This is a genomic window from Corynebacterium suicordis DSM 45110 (assembly GCF_015351405.1).
Classification (GTDB): domain Bacteria; phylum Actinomycetota; class Actinomycetes; order Mycobacteriales; family Mycobacteriaceae; genus Corynebacterium; species Corynebacterium suicordis.
The window spans coordinates 267,809-286,665 of record NZ_JADKMY010000003.1; the positions used below are offsets into that span (position 1 = coordinate 267,809).

10 protein-coding genes are annotated in these 18,857 nt (G+C 61.3%); all 10 read right to left on the minus strand.

From position 1 onward, the window contains the following. Window positions 1-11: 11 nt before the first annotated feature. The 10 genes from pks13 to IRY30_RS09645 all read right to left on the minus strand — a co-directional run bounded on the left by pks13 (window position 12) and on the right by IRY30_RS09645 (window position 18,730). Window positions 12-5,030: a polyketide synthase Pks13 gene (gene pks13, locus IRY30_RS09600; protein WP_194557199.1), complete on the minus strand. Its 5,019-nt coding sequence runs from the start codon at window positions 5,028-5,030 to the stop codon at window positions 12-14. A gap of 206 nt (window positions 5,031-5,236) precedes the next feature. Further along, entirely contained in the window at window positions 5,237-7,093 is a 1,857-nt protein-coding gene (locus IRY30_RS09605) for a FadD32-like long-chain-fatty-acid--AMP ligase (RefSeq protein WP_194557200.1), read from the minus strand. A gap of 249 nt (window positions 7,094-7,342) precedes the next feature. Beyond that, window positions 7,343-8,266, minus strand: coding sequence for a cutinase family protein (locus IRY30_RS09610; RefSeq protein WP_194557201.1), 924 nt, complete (start codon window positions 8,264-8,266; stop codon window positions 7,343-7,345). 108 nt (window positions 8,267-8,374) lie between these two features. Then, window positions 8,375-8,932, minus strand: coding sequence for a DUF732 domain-containing protein (locus IRY30_RS09615; RefSeq protein ID WP_194557202.1), 558 nt, complete (start codon window positions 8,930-8,932; stop codon window positions 8,375-8,377). Between the two features lie 132 nt (window positions 8,933-9,064). Continuing rightward, window positions 9,065-10,996, minus strand: a complete 1,932-nt coding sequence (locus IRY30_RS09620) for an alpha/beta hydrolase-fold protein (RefSeq protein ID WP_374708560.1) — start codon at window positions 10,994-10,996, stop codon at window positions 9,065-9,067. 508 nt (window positions 10,997-11,504) lie between these two features. Continuing rightward, window positions 11,505-12,527 (minus strand): alpha/beta hydrolase, encoded by a 1,023-nt coding sequence (locus IRY30_RS09625; protein WP_194557204.1) that lies wholly within the window; start codon window positions 12,525-12,527, stop codon window positions 11,505-11,507. A gap of 161 nt (window positions 12,528-12,688) precedes the next feature. Then, window positions 12,689-13,714, minus strand: coding sequence for a decaprenyl-phosphate phosphoribosyltransferase (locus IRY30_RS09630; RefSeq protein ID WP_194557205.1), 1,026 nt, complete (start codon window positions 13,712-13,714; stop codon window positions 12,689-12,691). Next, a complete protein-coding gene (locus tag IRY30_RS09635) occupies window positions 13,711-14,250 on the minus strand; it encodes a phosphatase PAP2 family protein (RefSeq protein WP_194557263.1) in 540 nt (179 codons plus the stop codon). Before IRY30_RS09635 ends, IRY30_RS09630 begins: the two co-directional genes overlap by 4 nt. A 161-nt stretch (window positions 14,251-14,411) precedes the next feature. Next, window positions 14,412-16,517, minus strand: a complete 2,106-nt coding sequence (locus tag IRY30_RS09640) for a glycosyltransferase (protein WP_194557206.1) — start codon at window positions 16,515-16,517, stop codon at window positions 14,412-14,414. Window positions 16,518-16,708: 191 nt separating this feature from the next. After that, window positions 16,709-18,730 carry a hypothetical protein gene (locus IRY30_RS09645; RefSeq protein ID WP_194557207.1) on the minus strand — a complete coding sequence of 674 codons (2,022 nt, stop codon included), beginning with the start codon at window positions 18,728-18,730 and terminating at the stop codon, window positions 16,709-16,711. Between the last annotated feature and the right edge of the window lie 127 nt (window positions 18,731-18,857).

The window sequence follows — 18,857 nt, forward strand, 5'->3', positions numbered from 1 at the left end:
CTTTCCGACGCCTACTCCTGCGCCGCCTCCGCGTCTTCCCTCAGTCTCTGGGTGATCACTGCACCCACGGTGGCGATTTCCGGCTCATCCACGATGGCCAGGTGATCGCCGTGCAGCTGGATGATCTCCAGATCTTCCACGATCTGACCCCAGCCACCATCCGGAGCTACTTCAACGTAGGCGGGTTCCAGCTCGATGGCGCCATCGTGCATGCGCTCGGCACGGAAGAGAGTGACAGGCGCGTTGACTTCAGCCCAGCGATGGAAGCTCAAGGATTCCAAGATCCGATTATCCACGAAGCTGGCTCGCTGGTGCTCCAGCACTCCGGCGGGCAATCCCATGCTTGCCAAGGCTGGGGAGGCCAGCATCTCCTGGAACATCTCCATCATCACGTCCTCACCCTGCTCTTCCAGCAGGTCGTGAGGTACTTCCATAGGCAGGCCATAGGTGCGCTGCGCGAATTCCGCGTAGCGATCCCAGCGGGCGTGCATTTCCTCGGAAGTATCCGGAGCAGGGTTCTTCGGCTGGACGGTATCCAGCAGCACAATGCGCTGGATCTCCACCGATGGCTTGCCCTCACGGGCGCGCTGCTGCAGCTGGGAGGCCACTTCATAGGCCAGCGCGCCACCGAAGCTCCATCCGCCGAGCACCACGGGCAGGCCCGCGGAATACTCGATGATCTCGTCGATGTAGGACGCGGCGCGTTCTTCCAACGGGCCTTCCAGGCGCTCGACGCCGTAGATTGGCACGTCTTCTCCGGTGCGACGCATCAGCGGTTGGAACACCACGGAGGATCCACCGGCTGGGTGGAAGAGGAATACCGAGGGAATGCCCGCGGCATCGGCGGCTTCGGAGCGGGCGCGGAGCACGCGGATATTGCCCTCAACCTCTGCTTCCATGACCTCGCGCACCATGTCTGCCAGCGGTTCCAAGTTCGGAGCTGCCTGCACATCAGCTGCGGTGATCTGCGCACCGGAGCGCTCGGACAGCCGTTCCGCGATAGCCGTGGCATGCTCATCGCTCAAGGTGGGTAGCTCGGAGGTCACGCCCCCGGCGGCCTTGCCCGTGAGCTTGGCCCAGGTGGCAAAGACGAGGCGTTCCGAGGCATCGCGCGGTGCCACGCCACCCGCCGTGGCGGTGTAATCCGTGGTCTTCTCGGCTGCTGGCTCGGCTGCAATTCGTGCATTTGCGTGGTCTGCCACTGCCTGCGCGGTAGCTAGCTCCGATGTCGCGGATGCTGCCGCCGATTCATCTGGCGCGATCGATTCAGTCGGTGCAGCATCGGCGGACGTTCCCGCGCCGTGGTGCTTCTCCACTTCCTGCTCCACGATGGAGATCACTTCATCCACGGAACCATCGCGCAGCATCTGGATCTGCAGTGGTGGGATGTTGAAATCATGTTCCACGCGGTTCTTGATGCGCATGCCCATGAGGGAATCCAGCCCCAAATCAATCAGGGGAAGCTCGCCGGGCAAGTCCTCCACGTCATAACCCATGGCCTCGCCCACGATCTCCCGCAGGCGATCAGCCACGCTCTGCTCAGATGCTGGGTCCCAGCGTTGCGCGGAGGTGTCTACGTCGGGCAGTTGATTGGCGGGCCGGTTGGCAGCTTCAGACTTCTTCGGCTGTGCACCAGCTGCGGCGGATCCACCAGAAAGCTTTGCCAGTCCTGCCTCGGCGGCATCCCCCGCTGCTCCGCGCAGGGAGGCAGAGATGAAAGCTTCGCCGAGAAGTGGCATGGGGTCAGAGGTGGCGTCGAAAATATTTACGGCCCAGCCACCCAAGGACTGGGTGACCATGGCGGTCAACTGGCCCTTCGGCAACAGGGAAGAATGCTCCTGCGAGGCCACCACGGCGGCGGATTCATCCAGGTCAGCGGCGATTGCCTCGCTCAGCGCGGCCAGGGAAGGCACCATGTCCGCACCCACGGAATAGGCCACGGAACCGCCGGGCAGCTGCACTCGGGTGCCGGGGAGCTGCGCGTTGTTTCCGGAAGACGGACGCGCGTTGGTCCAATATGTGTTCTTGTTCCATCGCACACCGGGCACGTCGGCTGAGGTCCCCACGCCGGAGACCGCCTTGAAATCGATGTTCTGGCCCTGCACGTAGAGCTCGGCCAGCAGGTTGCCCATCGTCTGGGTCACGGGCTCCTTGCGCTTGAGGGCGAAGAGCAGCTTGGACTCGCCGGCATCGTGCGCGAAAGCGTTATTCATCAGCGGCATCAGCGCCACTGGGTTCGGGGAGATCTCCACGAAGGTGCGGAAGCCATCGTCGAACAACTGACCGGTCGCGTCCGCGAACAGCACGGACTGGCGGGTGCAGCGGACGAAGTAATCGGCATCGTGGAAGACCTCACCCGGCTGGTACACGCGATCCGCATCAACCGTGGAGTACAGCGGCACGGTGATGGGCTGTGGGTCGATATCGGAGATCTCGAAATGCAGCTCTCCCAAAATGGGATCCAGCATGGAGGTGTGGCCTGCACCCTTCACGTCCAGCAGGCGAGCGAACTTGCCCTCTTCCTCGAGGAACTCCACCAGCTTCTTGACCGGCTCGCGTGGGCCACCCACGGTGGTCATGCCCGGCGCGGCGTACACGGCGGGTTCCACGGCGGCGAATTCTGGGTGCTCCGCGGTGAAAGCAGCCAGCTGTTCAGCGCCGAACTCCACCACGGCCATGGCACCCTGCTTGTCTTCCGGTAGGTGCTGCTCGCCCTCACCCATGAGGCGGGAGCGGTGGCACGCAATGCGCACGGCATCATCCATGCGCAGGCCACCCACGGCATAGGCCGCGGCGATCTCACCCATGGACTGCCCCACTACCGCGGCGGGCTTGGCACCCAGACGGCGCAGCAGATCCGTCAGCGCGATCTGGATACAGGTGATGCCCACCTGCGCGCTTTCCAGGTCAAAGTTCTGTTCATCATCGAGGACTTTATCCACGATGGACCAACCGGATTCCCGCTGCACAACCTCATCCAGCTGCTGCAGGCGCTGCGCGAAGAATGGGGACTGCTCGTAGAGGTCCTTGCCCATCTTGCGGTGCTGTGAGCCGAACCCGGAGTACACCCAGGCCGCGCCCATTGCGGAGGGGGCATTCGCGGACTTGGTAGCACCGGTGTCCTTGCCCTCAGCGATGCGCTGCAGGCCATCGATGGCCTGCTCAACGTTGTTGGCCAGCGCCACGGCACGGGAGCGTCCGTGATTGCGACCAGCCAGCGCACGCGCCACTTCATCCAGAGCCACAGGCTTGGAGCCCGCGCTCTTTTCCTGCAACCATGCCACCAGATCCGCCGCGGCGGCCTTGCGCCGGCTTGGCAGCAGCCCACTGACGGGCAGCAAATACGTGGAATCTACATCCGCTGCTGCATCCAGCCCGATGGGTGCTTCACCTTCGCTGCTCTGGGCAGCTCCGCGGGCATCCTCTGCCTCGGGGGCTTCCAGCACCACGTGTGCGTTGGTTCCGCCGAAGCCAAACCCGGACACACCAGCCACTGGGCGACCAGAGTATTCCGGCCATTCCCGGCCGTCCTCCACCACTTCCAAGCGATGGCGATCAAAATCGATATACGGGTTTGGCCCGGTGAAGTTCAACGATGGCGGCAGCATGCCCTCTTGCATGGCCATGACCACCTTGATCACACCTGCCACACCAGCTGCGGCCTCGGTGTGGCCGAAGTTGGTCTTGGCAGAGCCCAGCAGGGTGGGCGCAGCTGACTCGCGCCCCTCGCCCAACACTGTTCCCAGCGCCGTGGCTTCGATCGGATCACCCAGGATGGTGCCGGTGCCGTGTGCTTCCACGTAATCCACCAGCGTGGGATCAATCCCCGCATCCGCGTACGCGCTATTCAGCACGTCTACCTGCGCATCTGGGTTGGGGGCGGTCAAACCGTTGGAACGCCCATCGGAGTTCACCGCGGAACCCTTGATCACGGCCAGGACGTGATCACCGTGGCGTCGAGCATCTGAAAGACGCTTGAGCACCACTACCCCGGCGCCATCCGAACGCACGATGCCATCCGCGTCCTCGGAGAACGCGCGAATGCCACCCGTGGGGCTCAGCACACCCAGCTCAGAGAAAGCCAGCGTGGCAAAGGGGTTGGCCAGCAGGTTCACGCCGCCGGCGATGGCCACGGAAGAATCGCCATCGCGCAGGGAACGCACGGCCTGGTGGATAGCCACCAGGGAGGAGGAACACGCGGTATCCATGGCGACGGAAGGGCCGCGGAAATCGAAGGCATAGGAAATGCGGTTGGCCACGATGGACGTGGAGTTACCCGTCAGCGCATAAGGGTGCGCCTCCTTGGGATCCGCGGAGATGAGCATGCCGTAATCGTTGTTCGAGGTACCCATGAACACGCCCACGGGCAGCCCACGCAGGGTGTTGGCGGGAATCCCCGCGTGCTCGAGCGCCTCCCATGTCAGCTGCAACACGATGCGCTGCTGGGGGTCCATGTTGGTGACCTCCAGCGGGGACAGGCCAAAGAATTCCGCGTCGAAAGACGCGATGTCCTCCAGATAACCGCCGGTCAGCTGGGCTTGTTCCATCCTGCGGACGGTCTCTTCATCCCCGGAGAATTCCGTCCACCGGCCGGCTGGAAGTTCGCCGACGCCAGACTTGTAACCCACGAACATGTCCCACATTTCGCGCAGGTTGTTGGCCCCGGGGTAGCGCGCGGCCATACCCACGATAGCGACATCCCTATCTTCCTGGCTGAGCTGCTCTCCCGATTGAGCACGCTGCACGGCGGCCCCACCTGGGCGCTGGCGGCCATTGATCACGTAATCCGCCAGCGCGCCGATGCTGTTGAATTCATAGGCCACCGTGGCATCCAAGGAAGTGCCGAGCAAACGCTCGAGGTCACCGGAGAGCACCACCACATCGCGGGAAGATAGACCGAACTCCTCCATGGGGCGATCATCAGAGATCTCCGCTACGGGCAGTTCAGTTGTCTCTGCCACCCAGTTCCGCAGCCATTCGCGCATCTGCGAAACGGTGGTGGGTCGAGGTGCCGCGGTGCTGTCTGCCATGCGGGGCAATGTCCTTCCAATAGGGATTCAATCTCTAGAGCGTGTCACACCTGCTACCGGAAACTGTGGGTTGGCGTTTCGGCCATGTGAGAACAATCGCTGCGGATAATAACCACGCTACATCGTAGTGCCCGACCTGCTGGGAGCAGTAGATGGGCACTATGCAGCGAGGATGCGCGCTGGTGAGCAGGCGCTAGAACACGTGTCTAGAATTTGCCATCCGTGTATGCCTTGGCCGCCACGCGACGGGCGATCTTGTTGGCAGAGGAGCGTGGGATCTGTCCCACGCCGACGATGCGAATGTCCTCTGGCTGCACGCCATGCTTCTTGGAGATTGCCGCGCGCACGGCTGTGATGGCTTCCGCGTCGTTGGCAGCATCTGCTTCGGGGTCGCGCTCGGCGATGATGACCAAGCCCTCGTCCTCGCTGCCAGCGGCGGTGGAGGAGAATGCGGCCAGCACACCTGGGTTGATCTGCTTGGTGGCCTCTTCCGCGGTGGCCTCGATGTCCTGCGGGTAGTGATTGCGGCCAGCCACGATGATCAGGTCCTTCAGACGACCGGTGATGAAGACGTTGTCATCGACGATCACCGCGAGGTCACCCGTGCGCATCCAGTTGTCCTCTGGGGCATCTCCGGCGCGGGAGTTTTCCAGGCGCTGAGCTGCGGACAACGTGTTGCGGAAGGTCTCGGTGGTTTCCTCTTCGCGGTTGAGGTAACCGGCGGCCATGTTATCGCCGTTGACCCAGATCTCACCGACCTGACCATCGGCCAGTTCCTCGCCGGATTCGGGATCCACGATTGCCATGACCTGCGGTGCACACACCTGGCCCACGGACATCAGTGGCACGGCAACTTCCGCGCCCTCTTGTTCTACCTTTGCGGTACCGGAAGCCAGAGCATCGCGATCCAACCAGCGGGTGACTGGACGCTCGGAATCCTGCGGGGTGGTGACCAGCAAGGTGGCCTCTGCCAAACCATAGGAAGGACGCATGGCTTCGCGCTTGAGGCCATAGCGGCTGAACAGCTCCATGAACTTGGTGACAGCAGAGTTGCTCACGGGCTCAGAACCGTTGATCACGCCATCCACGCGGCTCAGATCCAGATCCTTGAGCTCTGCCACGTTCTCCGGGTTGGCATAGCGGGTGGCCAGCTCCATGGCGAAGTTAGGAACCACGGTGTAGAGGTTCTCTTCGTCATCGCGCTTGGCCATCTGGCGCACCCAACGGGCGGGATCCTGGATGAAGTCACGAGGACTCATCAGGTCAAAAGGCACGCCCAGCAGCACTACGAAGACAGCGAGGATGATGCCCATATCGTGGTGCATTGGCAGCCACGTCACCAAGCGCAGCGGGAACTGCAGTTTGCAGGCAGAGAAGATCTGCAGCACGTTGGTCACGATGGACTTGTGGGTGAGGATCACGCCTGCCGGGGTGCGGGTGGAGCCAGAGGTGTACTGCAGGAATGCTTCGTCCGTGGAGCGAGGTGCCAAGGATGGGTCCGACATATAGGACATCATTGGGTTGACCCACTCATCGGCGAGTGAATCGGGCAGGGCGTCGACAGTAAGAACACGGGGACGCTGCGCGGCCGGGGTGTCCGCGAAATGCTTGCGCACTGCGGTGGCCGATTGCTTGTTGGTCAGCACCACGGTGGGCTCGGAGGAGCTCAACACGGCGGTGAGGTGACCGGTGTGGCCTGGCTCGTTGGGATCGTAGAGCGGAACCGGAACCATTTTGGCGTACATGGCGCCGAGGAAAGAGTAGAGGTATTCAGGAGAGTTGTTGGCGAGGATCGCCACGCGGTCACCGGGCTGCGCGACCTGCTGCAAGCGCACGCACACGGCCTTGATGCGGGTGTTGACCTGCGCGCGGGTGATCTCATGAACCTTGCCCTCGCGGGACTCGCTGAAATCCCAGTAGCGGATGAGAATGTCTTCGGTGGTGCCTTCCATCTGCGCCATCGTGTAGAGCATTTCGCACATACCGGACAAGGTGAGCTGATCCGGGACGTTGATCTTGCCCTGTTCATCGAAGAACTGGGACATTGCCTGATTGATATCCATTAAATTTCCTCTTTCCACCCTTCGTGGGGGCTTCGTGGTCAGGGCCGCTCGGGGATTTTCACCGCCGCATTGCTTCCACGGTCTTCGGGGCTTGGGCTTCGATGCTCAGGCTCCGCAGCGCGGGCGCGGTCTGGGACGTGTCTTATCGACCGTTCTACTTAGTTAGTATCGCACAACTACTGGCTGATATAACGCAACACGAGACACTTCTTTCACTCGTGCCCCAAAAGTCACTCGAACTATGTGCTACTAAGAGCCGTTAGTGAGCCCGCGTGCCCAATCCACGATCCACTGCGGAGTGGTCTGCCCAGCAATCACCGCTGGGTTGGTGGCATATTGCGCATGCACCGCATTGCCCGCCACCAATTCCTGAGCGCGCGCGATGGCGTTACCGAAATCCCGAGGGGAATCGCAGATCATATCGCCGGGCGCGCAGAAATTGTTCACGCGGTCATTGAGCTCGCCGAAGCCATCGGGCCGCGGTCCGCGCATGGACGCACCGGGGACGATCGGCTGCACCAAGCCACTCACAGCACTGAGCGAGATCTCCGCGCCCACGCCCGTGTTCTGGATATTGCCGATGAGATTGCCCTTGCCCTCTTCCTGGCGACCATCCGCCACCAGGGACACCCCGATCACGCTGGAAGCCGGTACTGGACCGCGACCGTTGCCGATCTCCGCGGCCATATCGCCCGCAATCACCGCACCCTGGCTGAAGCCCGCGATAATGAACTTGGTTGCCGGACACGCCTCATGAGTGGTGCGAAGCTCCTCGGCCATGCGGTCATAGCCCTCTCGGCGAGAATCGTCGTAGCTCATCTCGTGCATCGCGTTGAAGTTCTTGAACTGCGCGGTGTACGGCAGCGTCCACACCTTCAGCTGATCCTCCCCGAACTCCTGCTTCAGCGGGTTGGAAATCGACAGCATGAAGGAGTTGGGATTCGCGGTGGGATTCATCGGGTCATCCATGGGGTTGGACTCCCACGTTCCCGGTGCAGAGATGAACTCCTTCGCGGAGCACCCCGGTGGGTTGATTGCCTCGGTGGACTCGGTGGTCTCTGGGGCGCCCGGAATGTGCGGTGCGTTGTTGGAGGTGTTCAACCATTGACCGACGCCAACCACGATCGCCAGCAAGATGACGATCGCAGCAACCGCGATGAGGAGTTTGCGCATTATTGTTCCCTATTCCCTCTGGGCGGTTTCTCGCCCACAGCGTGAATTAGTGTGAGACAGCGTAGATTATCGCGAGCTAATGTGAGTCACGCGTGAGCCAGCTGTGAATTAGCTGCAGTATGCTTCGTTGGCTGCGTCCACGATTGTCTTCTGCACGTCTTCGGGATCTCCATCCACCACACCCTGGGTCTTCAGCTGTCCCGCGGCCAGAGCGGTGAAGACGTCTTCCCCACCGGCTTCCTTGGACTGGCAGTAGCCGCGGCCGGCTGCGATCAGCTGGTCTTCCGTGCCGCCCGGTTCGGATGCGCCCGGAGCCTTGGAGAGATCCACCTTGCCGTCCTTCAGACGGTTGAGATAATCCTGGTCTTCACTGCTGCGGCCGGTGCCGGAAGGCACCTCCTCCACTTGTTCCGCACCGGAGTCTTCGGCTGGAGCGCCGCCACCGTTGTTGTTGTTCTCCGGAGCGGGAGCGCTGCTCTCCGCACTGGGCTCTGCGCTGGCGCTGGCAGACTGGCTCACGCTGGGCACGCTGGAGCTGGCGGCATCACCAGGATTCTCCGCCGTGGAATCATCGCCACAGGCGGTCACGGCCAGCAGGAGCGGCAAGCTGGAAGCGAGCAGTAGGGTGCGACGAGATGCGCGGTTAAAACGATGAGCTTTGTTCACGATAACTCCCAGGTTGGGTGGAGATTAATTAAGGAAAGGGCCAGCTCCTCTCGATGAAAGAAGCTGACGCTCGGGTCGTGCTAGCGGCCCTTTGATGGGCCTATGAAGCTTCGGAGAGCACCAGCCAGTGGCTTAGCGAACTTCGACGCGTCCGTTGATTTCGCGGATTACTCCGTGCTCGAACTTGATCTCGTTGCCACCGGCAGGGATTGCGGCCTGGTCAGAGATCGGGAAGCCGAGCTTTCCGTTCTCCCAGTTCTCTGCAGCCCAGGCATCGCGGATCTTGCCGTTGTAGATGGCATGAGCGCCCGTACCTGCGGACCAGTAGATGGCACCGCCAGCGAAGTTGGTGAACTTGCCGCCACGGGCAGCGTCGAGCTCAGCCGAGCTTGGCACACCGAGCTGGGAATTGAGTCCACCGAGCAGCAGGTACTTCTTGGCGATTTCGCCCTGAACGTAGTTGCCCTGATCCTTCTCATCCAGGACGACGACACCGTTCTGGAACTTTTGGATCAGACCCTTGCCCGCAACCTTTTCTGGGGCGGAGATTGGGTAGCCCAGAGGACCGTTCTCGTAGCCGGTCTTGCCCCAAACGTCCATCACGGTCTTGGGAACTTCCACGGCACCAATTTCTGGGGTCCAGTAGATGTTGCCGTTCTCGAATTCAGCGAATGCACCCTTGGCCAGCTTCTTCTCTTCACCCTTTGGGTAGCCCAACCAAGACTCTGGTCCCTTGAGCTCAGAGTAGCGAGCGCCGATGCGACCCCACAGGTAGTGTGCACCGGTTGGCTGAGACCAGTAAGCGCGCCCGCCACGGAAGTCCTGAATCTTTCCGCCACGAGGGCCGTCGTACTCGTTGGAGATACAGGCGCCCATGTGTGGGTACTGAGACAGGCCTGCACCGATGGCGCCGCTTGCCTGGCAAGTGGTGCCGCGATCATCCTTGCTCAACCCGAAGGAATCAGCGATGTGTGGCCATGCCTGGGTCATCTCGAACTGCCAGTATGGCCAAGAGTGGGTGCCGGAAGGACGGAAAGCGGTGATCACATTCACGTTCTTCTTCTTGGCTTCGCGCACAAAGGTCTCGGTGGTCATGCGGGACATGATTTCCAGGCCGGTGCCGGCGTAGTTGTCGGAGGTTCCTGGGAGTGGACCCGGACGGTCATAAGGACCGGCATTGCCGTTTCCGGAAGACACGTAGACGGACATGTTCTTCAGTGCATCCACGCCCAGCTTTGGATCGTGGTCGATCCAGCCCTGGGAGCCGTATGGTCCCCACATCTTGGTGGCATCGAATCCGCCACCATCACGGGTAGCTGCACCCAGTGCCTGCGGCATACCGAAGGAGCTGGTGTCCAGGTAGCCGGAGAAGGAACCAGCGAACTTGTACATCTGCGGGTTGCGCTCTGCCAGGTTCATCGCGGCGGTGCCGCCCATGGACAGACCCACTACGGCGCGCTGATCGTTGGCACGCCAGCCTTCGCGCAGCACGGCAGGAAGCTCCTTGGTGAGGAAGGATTCCCACATGTAGTGCTTGCCGTTGTCTGGCTGCTGCCAGTCAGAGTAGAAGGAAGAGTTACCGCCCACTGGCAGAACCACGTTCACGTTCTTATCTGCGTAGAAAGAAGCGATGTTGGTTTCCAGGGTCCAGCCGGACTCATCATCGCGGGCGCGCAGGCCATCGAGGGTGAGCAGGGTGGGGAACTTCTTGGAAGGCTGGGAGTACCAGTCGCGAGCCATGAGGATCTGCACCTTCACGGGATCGCCCGGCATAGCCGCAGACTTGATGAAGACGTTTGCCCAGCGGTCGGTGATCCACTCCACGCGGTCCACGGAAACACCAGCGGGCAGGCCGGTCAGTGGCTGCTCGGTGACATCAATCGGGGTGCGGTCCGGAACGGAATCCGGCTCGAGGTAATCGGTGCCGGAGCCTGGGCTCAGGTTGCCGGAGATGCTTCCCACCTGTGCCTGTGCAGCAGGCAGACCCTGGCCGGCAACAACTGGGGTGAGGGGAAGGACGAGGGCTGCAGCCACTGGCAAAGCCAGGGTTGCGACAGGCGCCATGCGGCGGCTACTCGCTCCGGCAGGGCGGGTACGGCGGGAGAGGATCGCGGCAAAGCGCATGTTCAATCTTCCTTTTTAGCGTCAGTTTCAGTCTTATAAGCTGATGTTTTTATTAAATCGTTACACAAATCATGCTGGTCCGCGATTCACACACAGCCCGTCTTGCGACAAAGCTTCGCGTATCGCTTCTCGCCAACACATTGTCTAACCAGTGATACCGAAGCAGGTTCCCCGCCTCCTCCGGCCAAAAGTCCACGGCGTGTGACGGGGTTAAGTATGGCAAGAACTTCCATTTATTCCCGCACAACACACCGAAACCTAAAGGTTTAGTTGAAGGTTACCTTAACTTAGCCCCCAGAACATACAAAATATCGTGGGATTTTCCAGATCCTTGGCGTCGGCCCGCCTTAACAGCACACGAAAGGAGCCGGCCAACCTTTCGGTCAACCGGCCCCTTTGTGCATTATCGGAAGTGAGGCTTCCGCCTATTTATTAGGCGCGCAGACTATTAAGCGTGCAGAGCGCCCAAGATGTGTGGGCGAGCCTTGGCCAGCTCATCGTTCCAGTAGCTCCAGGAGTGGATGCCCACGATGGGGTAACTCACTACCGGCTGAGCGCCACCAGCACGGGCTGCCAGCTCGAACTTGGCAGTGGACGTACGGGACATCCACTCCAGGGTCACACCGGAAACCACGGCGATGGGATCCTTGATCAGGTTCTCGCGGGTACCGGTGATACCGGCGGCAGAAGAAATGTACATCGGCATGCCGGCGAACTTGCCGCTTGCCGCCTGCACAACTGGGTCATTGCGGAAGCGGATCGGATCCAGCGGGTTGCCCCACATGTTCCAGATCTGCGCGCCCGGTCCGCCCGAATCCAGCATTGCCAACTCGATAGCGGTATACATGCCAGGCCAGGTTGGGTTGAGGTAACCGGACATGGAGGTCACGTGCTTGAACTGGTCGCGGTGATGTGCCGCGAGGTTCATGGCCGCAGTGCCACCCATGGACAGTCCCACGATGCCGTTGTTGTTAGGAGAAACTCCGAAGTTGCCCTGCAGGTAACCTGGCAGTTCACGGGTGAGGAAGGTCTCCCAGCGTGGCTTGGCTGGGCCGTTCACGCCGTTCCATGGGCCGATCCAGTCCGCGTAGAACTGCGCCTGTCCACCCACTGGCATGACCAGGGTGACATCGTCGTTGACGAACTTCTCGTGAGCCTTGCCGTCGTAGGTCCAGGCGTTCCAGTCATCGCGAGCACGCAGTCCGTCGAGCAGGTAAAGACCAGCGTTACCACCGTTCGACGATGCCTGAATCTGCACGCGGATGTTCTGGTTCATGGCGGGGGACCAAACATCGCAGTTCTGTACGAAGAAAGCTACGTCATCCCAGCTACAGCCCGGACGCAGGAATCCACGGTTATCCGCAGAGGCGGTCGGAGCAGCCACGATGGCCAGCCCCAAAGCGGTTGCCAAGGCCAGCAGCAAAGAAGTCATCTTCTTCACTGCGCCGGCAGTTTTTACAGTCTGTGACATGAGGTCTCTTCTCTCCCAATAATGAATGCCCGCTTACGTTACCAAAAAGTTACCAAACTAACCATTTAGGTTTCCCAAAAAATAAAACCGTTCCCCTACAAAAGGGAAACGGTGCTGGTGAAGCCTAGAAAACCCGAATAAATAAAACCTAAAGCTCTGGTTTAGCTCAAGGCTGGAACCACGTACACGGCGATAGCAATGGTGGCGATCCACGCCAGAGCCAACACCTGCAGGGTGCGGTCAGACAGCGCGATCTCATCCGGGGCCCCGCCATCGCCACGATCTACGTCAGATGCGTAGCGCAGAATAGCCACCGTGAACGGCACCATGGAGATCTGGTACCACACCGCTGCTGCCCCATCGACCTCCTGGGAAAGATCAAAGCCCCACAGCGCGTAGCTCAACACCACAGCGGTTGCCGCCAGGGTCCACACGAAGCGCAGATAGGTGGGAGTGTAGCTCTCCAAGGACTTGCGGATCTTCGCACCGGAGTGCAGGGAATACTCCAGCTCCGCATAGCGCTTGCCAGCCGCCATGAACAGGGAGCCGAACGCAGCCACCAGCAGGAACCATTGTGAAAGCACGATATCCGCGGCCACACCACCGGCCATTGCGCGCAGCATAAATCCGGAGCTCACCAGGGCGATATCAATCACCGGCTGGTGCTTCCAACCAAAGCAGTAACCCAGCTGCAGCGCGATATATACAGAGACCACCATCGCCAGACCACTGCCGGAGCTGGCCAGGAAACTGCCGCCCACCGCGATGAGGATCAGCACTCCTGCCATTGCATAAGCCACGTTGACGGGGAGCATGCCCGCCGCGATCGGACGGAAGCGCTTGGTGGGGTGAGCCTGGTCGGCTTCCACATCGCGGGCATCGTTCACCAGATAGATCGAGCTAGCTGCCAGGCAGAAGGCAATGAATGCGATGAGCACGTCGGCCATGACCCGGCCGGAAAACAGCGCCTCGCTACCAGCTGCCAGCGGTGCGGCCACCACCAGGACGTTCTTCACCCATTGCTTCGGCCGCATTGCCTTGAACATGGCGTCTGCCAGGTTCTTCGGCGGCTGCAGCTTCTTGTCCGCCTTGCCCGTCCCCGTTGGCTGGGTTGGCTCGAGGCCAGAGGTGTGCGGTTCAGAGCCCAAGAGGGGTTCTACCGGGGATTCATTCTGATCGTGGCTCACCGTTGCTCCTCGTTCGCGCGTTCATTTTTCTTCTTCTTTTCGACGCCTCCACGGCGCACTGCCTCTGCGGTAGCCCAACCAATGAGACTGCCTACGGCCACATCTGTGGGGTAGTGTACGCCCAACACCAATCGCGAGGCCGCCATGACTGGCACACCTGCAAGTGGGAGCGGGGTTTTCTTCAGATACGCCAGGGAAACCAGCGCTGCCGTGGAGCTGGTGGCGTGTGATGAGGGGAAACTGAGCTTGGAGGGCGTGGCCACCCCGATCTGCACTCCCCGCGCGTGTGGCCGCGGACGGCGCACCACGCGCTTGAGAATCACGGAGATCGCGTGGGCGGTGAATGCGGAAACACCCATGGCCAGCCACTCTGGCTTCTTACTGGCCTGCTTTTCCGTGAGGAAACCTGCGCCGGAGATCGCGAACCAGCCCAGGGCGTGCTCGCCGAAGTGGCTCAGCCCACGCGCGGCGGGCAGAACTCCTGGGGTGGTGCCGATGGCGCGCTGGATACCCAGCAACGCGCGGGTTTCACCCAGCGGGTCGCCCTTGACTCGCGGGAGGGCCGCGGCCGCCCGGTGTGCGAGCACGGGAAGCTTCACAAACTTATCGGGCACTGCGGAGTGATCGTGCGTGTTCACCTCAGTATTTCCCTTTCTTAAGAGGAGATAATCGAGCGGGCCTGGTGCGGAAGAAACCCTTAGGCTTCCGGTTCGAAAATCTGCTTCCACGCTTCCATGCTGCTCAGCTCGGCGTGCGCTGCTTGGTAGCGTTCGCGCATGTCAGCAAAGCGATCCAGCACCTGCTTTTGCAGGGTGGCGGATTCCTTGGCCAGAGCCAGCATCTGGTCGCGGTCGCGCTTGCGGTACACCACGCCCTTGCCATCCGCGGTGGTCACGGTGGCTCCATCCAAGCGGGAGAGGTTGAACCAGCGAGCTTCGATCGGCGGGAGGTTGACCTGCGGAACCTCGTGGTGATGAGTCTGCGCCGGCCTCAGGTTGTTGAGCACTCCCTGGGTGAGCGTCTTGATCTTGGTCACCGGGTTGGTGGGAATGTTCAGCAGACCGGCAGGGCCGCCGCTTGGTGCGGGAAGGTCAGAGGCGGAGCGGAGAACGGTGGCGTCGGCAAAATTCTTTCGCAAGGTGTTGATGCGAGGAAGGGCGCTCTCCAGAATGCCGAAGAGGTTTTCCGGCCCGGCGAGGAAGTCCTTCATGGCTTCGTTCTGGATCGCCACGGTGGAGTATTCCAGGCAGAGGAGGTGCTTGGCAGTGGCCTTGGCCATGGAGATGACCAGGCCGCGGGGGTTGTCGTGACCCTGGATGGCGGCCACGATCAGGCGGTTGCGCAGGTGGAAGTATGCCTGCCAGTCGATGGCGTCGTCCTTATCGGACCAGGCCATATGCCAGATGGCGATTCCCGGCCATGAAGCGGTGGGGAATCCGGCATCCTTGGCGCGCAGGCCGAACTCGCCGTCATCCCACTTGATGAACAGCGGCAAAGGCTGGCCGATGGTGTCCGCCACCACGCGGGGGATCATGCACATCCACCAACCGTTGTAGTCCACATCGATGCGTCGGTGCAGGTCACGCGAGTGCGTCTCCTCCCCCACCACGTTGCCGTGCACATCGGTGCGCATGGCCTTCTTATCGCCCTCGCGGATCGCATCATCGCCGCGGTCGCGCAGCGGGTGCTTGTAGAAATCGTGGTCGTAGTGCGTGTGCGGCGCGGCGGTCCACATGAAGGATCCGCGGTCGATCACCTCGCCCATGGTGTGCAGGTGGGAGCGTTCCTGCAGGTTGAGCATCTGCCCGCCGATGAGCATCGGCGATTTCGCGTAGCGCGCAGCTGCCAGGGAGCGCAGCACGGAATCGGGTTCGATAGCGATGTCATCATCCATGTACAGAATGTATGGGCTCTGCGTTCCGCGCTCGGGGTGGCGTGCCTCGTACATGATGCGCGAGTAGCCGCCGGAGCCGCCGAGGTTACCCTGCGTGATGATGCGCAGACGCTCGCCGAAGTGCTGCTCGACCGCCGGGAATCCCGGCTCATCGTTGGGGTGCTTGTTGCCCTGATCCGGCATGATCACGGCCTCGATCACTGCGTCCACATCCGGGTCGCTGGCCAGCGCTTCCAGGGCCGCCACTGCATCGGCGGGGCGGTTGAAGGTGGGGATACCCACGGTGACCTGCGCGGCTGCCGCAGGTAGGTGCTCGCCGGCAGCGTAGGTGCGGGTCTGACCCGTTTTCTTATCGACGCCAACCCCAGCAGACTTCAGTACCTGTCCCTCTGCCTCCTTGGTGGCGTACCACCCAGCGGAGTGCAGAACGGTTTCCTTCTCACAGGTGATGTCAAACCAGATCCAGCCACCATCTTCGAACTGATCCAGGGGGATGGTGAATTCCGCTTGGCCGCGGCCGGATTCATCGGTGGCCACCACATCTCCGGTGATGGCGATGCGGGAGCCATCGATCTTGGAGCGGTAGAGGTCAATGCGCGCATCGCCGCTGAGATCAACGCGCAGCTGAACTTCTGTCAGCTGGGACCAACGACGCCAGTAGCTGGCGGGGAAGGCGTTGAAGTAGGTCTCGAAGGAGACTTCCACTCCGGCGGGGATCACAGCCTCCGTGCGGGACTGTGCCGTGATGCGACCCGGTGCAGCTTCATTTTCCACCACGTACAGAGAGCGCACGTCCACGGGCTCGCCGCGCTTGGGCAGCAGAATCCGAGCCAGACGAGTGGTATCAATTTCAGCAGTTGCTTGGGGTGCAGTTTCCTGACGTGCAGTTTCCGTTGTGGAATCAGACATACGGTTCAGCGCTGGCCTTCGCGAGTAGACAATAGAACAGAACCGATTATCCCCCATGAAGGTCCTCCGGGCAGACTGCGCCACACCCCCGCCCGGCGGCGGCCCGGTGATAGCTCAGCAGCGGCCTAGCGGCGGCCCAGTGGAAACTCAACGAATTCAGCGTGGAAAGCTACCGAGAATTAGTTGGTGAGCTAGTCGGTATAGCGCTGCTGAGGCCACACAATCTGCGCCTCCGGTACCGGCTGCACGCCTTCGTAATCATCAATGTCATCGCTGAATTTCAGGGTGCGTGAGGTAGTCAACGAGTACTTGATGTTCTCCCAGAAGCGCTCCGTGCTCATCGGCGCTCGGTAGGTCTGGAACAGCTCCACGAAGTCCTCCGTGTACAGGATCGGGCGGATCTCCTCGACCTCTTCCCCATCAATGAACGGTGGCAGGAACGGCACGTACACGGCACTATCGGCGTACTGCCACTCTTGTGGGAGGGATTTATCGTGACCCGGGCGGCCATCCTTAATCTGCGGCATGCGGGCCGCCAAAGGATTGGCCAAGCCCATTGGATCCACCACGCGCACATCCAGCGGGGCCAGCATTCCCGTGACTCCCAGGTTGAGGAAGTTCACGGTCATGGGATGGAATTGCAGGTCCTGCGCGCCTTCCTTCGCCCCGAGTTCCAGCGGGGTGCCAGGAGAGTTCAACCCCACCCCGCCAATGGGAATCCAATCGGTACCCGCGTTCGCACTGTCCTTGCGAATGGGGATCAACAGCCCGGAGCACTCCCGGGCTTCAGTTGAGGCCGGGTCGCCCCGGCGCTGCTCAGTGCACTCTTCCTGGGCATCCTTGTATCCGTACATCAGGTCCATCGCCTCATAATCAGAGGCATACAGAGGTGGTTCTTCCGGACTGGTTTTAGTCACCTGCATCCAGAATGAACGCTCATCCACCACATGCAGATCCGCGGAGCTTTTCACTCCTTCGCCGGAAAAAGTCACGGGGTGATTCACAGCGTTGATGCCCCACACCACGGCGAAGACACAACCGGATCCCACGGCCAGCGGCTGCACCAGCTTCAGCACCAGGTTGCTCTGTCCAGCATTCTGGGATTCCGCACCTGCCTGCAGATCCCACACCGGCACCACTGCCAGCGGCAGGAGGATTGCGAACAACGGGATCAGCAGCATGCGGCCGTGCATGAAGTCTCCGCCCACGCGGATCACATAGGCAAAGTGAATCAAGGCGCACACCACCAGGATGGCCACAATCGTGACCTGCCCCTGGAGGCGTGAGGTGCGGGGAGAATTGGCGTCGGAAAAAGAAGAAGAGGAACCACGGAAAGTGGGCAGCAACAACAACACCGCAGCCACCAACGCAAGCACGCCGAAAGCCGACCACATGCCGTAGGGATTGACGAAGTCACCGACGTAATCCCAGCCGCGCCCCCAGAGGGAATCGCTGGCGGATTTCGCCACAGCGGTTTGCGGCACGATGGCGCCGTAGTAGCCCATGCGGAAAATTTGATAGGCCAAGGGCAGGGGGATGGCGATGGCCAAGATCAACGCGCGCTGTGCCCAGGAACGGGCGGCGATGAGGATGATCAGACCCGTCACCGCTCCATAAAGTACCAGCTCAGGGCGCACCAGCCAGCTGAGGCCAGACCACAGCGCCAGCCAATAGATCATCCGGTTGCGGGCCATCCCATGACGCGCGAGGCGGGAATTCTCACGCACCCAGCTGACCAGGAAGAACCAGAGCACGGCCAGCCAAAAAATGGATAGACCCCACTCCAGGCCAGAGGTAGCGAAATCCCTGGCAGGAGGAATGGCCAGGTAAATGAGCATGCCGAAAGGCAGGAAGATGCTCCCACGGGAGCGATACATCAGCCCCGTGGCCAGGGTTCCCAGGCCCACGGCAAGGCCGGTGAGGATGAGACCCAGCCACAACGCCACGGTTTCCAGCTCCCCGCCCGTGAGCTGCGCAAACAGGTAGATGGCATACTGCCACAGCATGGAGGTGTTGGTCTCCACCCGCTCCCCCGCGTTGAAGACAGGTCCATTACCCGCCTGCAGATTGCGGACGGTGCGCAGGACGATCAGCCCGTCATCGCTGATCCAGCGCCGCTGCCACCCCGCGACAAGCGCCATGATCGCCAGTGCCAGTGCCCACACCACCGCGGTGACCGCAGAAAAATTCTGGGTCTTTCTCGCGGGGGTCATACGGGTGGCAAATCTGGGTTGTTCCGTCACGGTCTTCAATCACTGGCCTTCATGTTCAAACGCGGAATCCACATGCCAGACCCCGTAAGGATTATTCGGAACCAGTTTAGAGTGCCCCGCCCCGTAA

Bases quoted from the DNA above. Each gene is read 5' to 3' on its own strand.
- pks13 (WP_194557199.1), bottom strand. From the start codon at position 5,030: ATGGCAGACAGCACCGCGGCACCTCGACCCACCACCGTTTCGCAGATG.
- IRY30_RS09605 (WP_194557200.1), bottom strand. From the start codon at position 7,093: ATGGATATCAATCAGGCAATGTCCCAGTTCTTCGATGAACAGGGCAAG.
- IRY30_RS09610 (WP_194557201.1), bottom strand. From the start codon at position 8,266: ATGCGCAAACTCCTCATCGCGGTTGCTGCGATCGTCATCTTGCTGGCG.
- IRY30_RS09620 (WP_374708560.1), bottom strand. From the start codon at position 10,996: ATGGCGCCTGTCGCAACCCTGGCTTTGCCAGTGGCTGCAGCCCTCGTC.
- IRY30_RS09625 (WP_194557204.1), bottom strand. From the start codon at position 12,527: ATGTCACAGACTGTAAAAACTGCCGGCGCAGTGAAGAAGATGACTTCT.
- IRY30_RS09640 (WP_194557206.1), bottom strand. From the start codon at position 16,517: ATGTCTGATTCCACAACGGAAACTGCACGTCAGGAAACTGCACCCCAA.
- IRY30_RS09645 (WP_194557207.1), bottom strand. From the start codon at position 18,730: ATGACCCCCGCGAGAAAGACCCAGAATTTTTCTGCGGTCACCGCGGTG.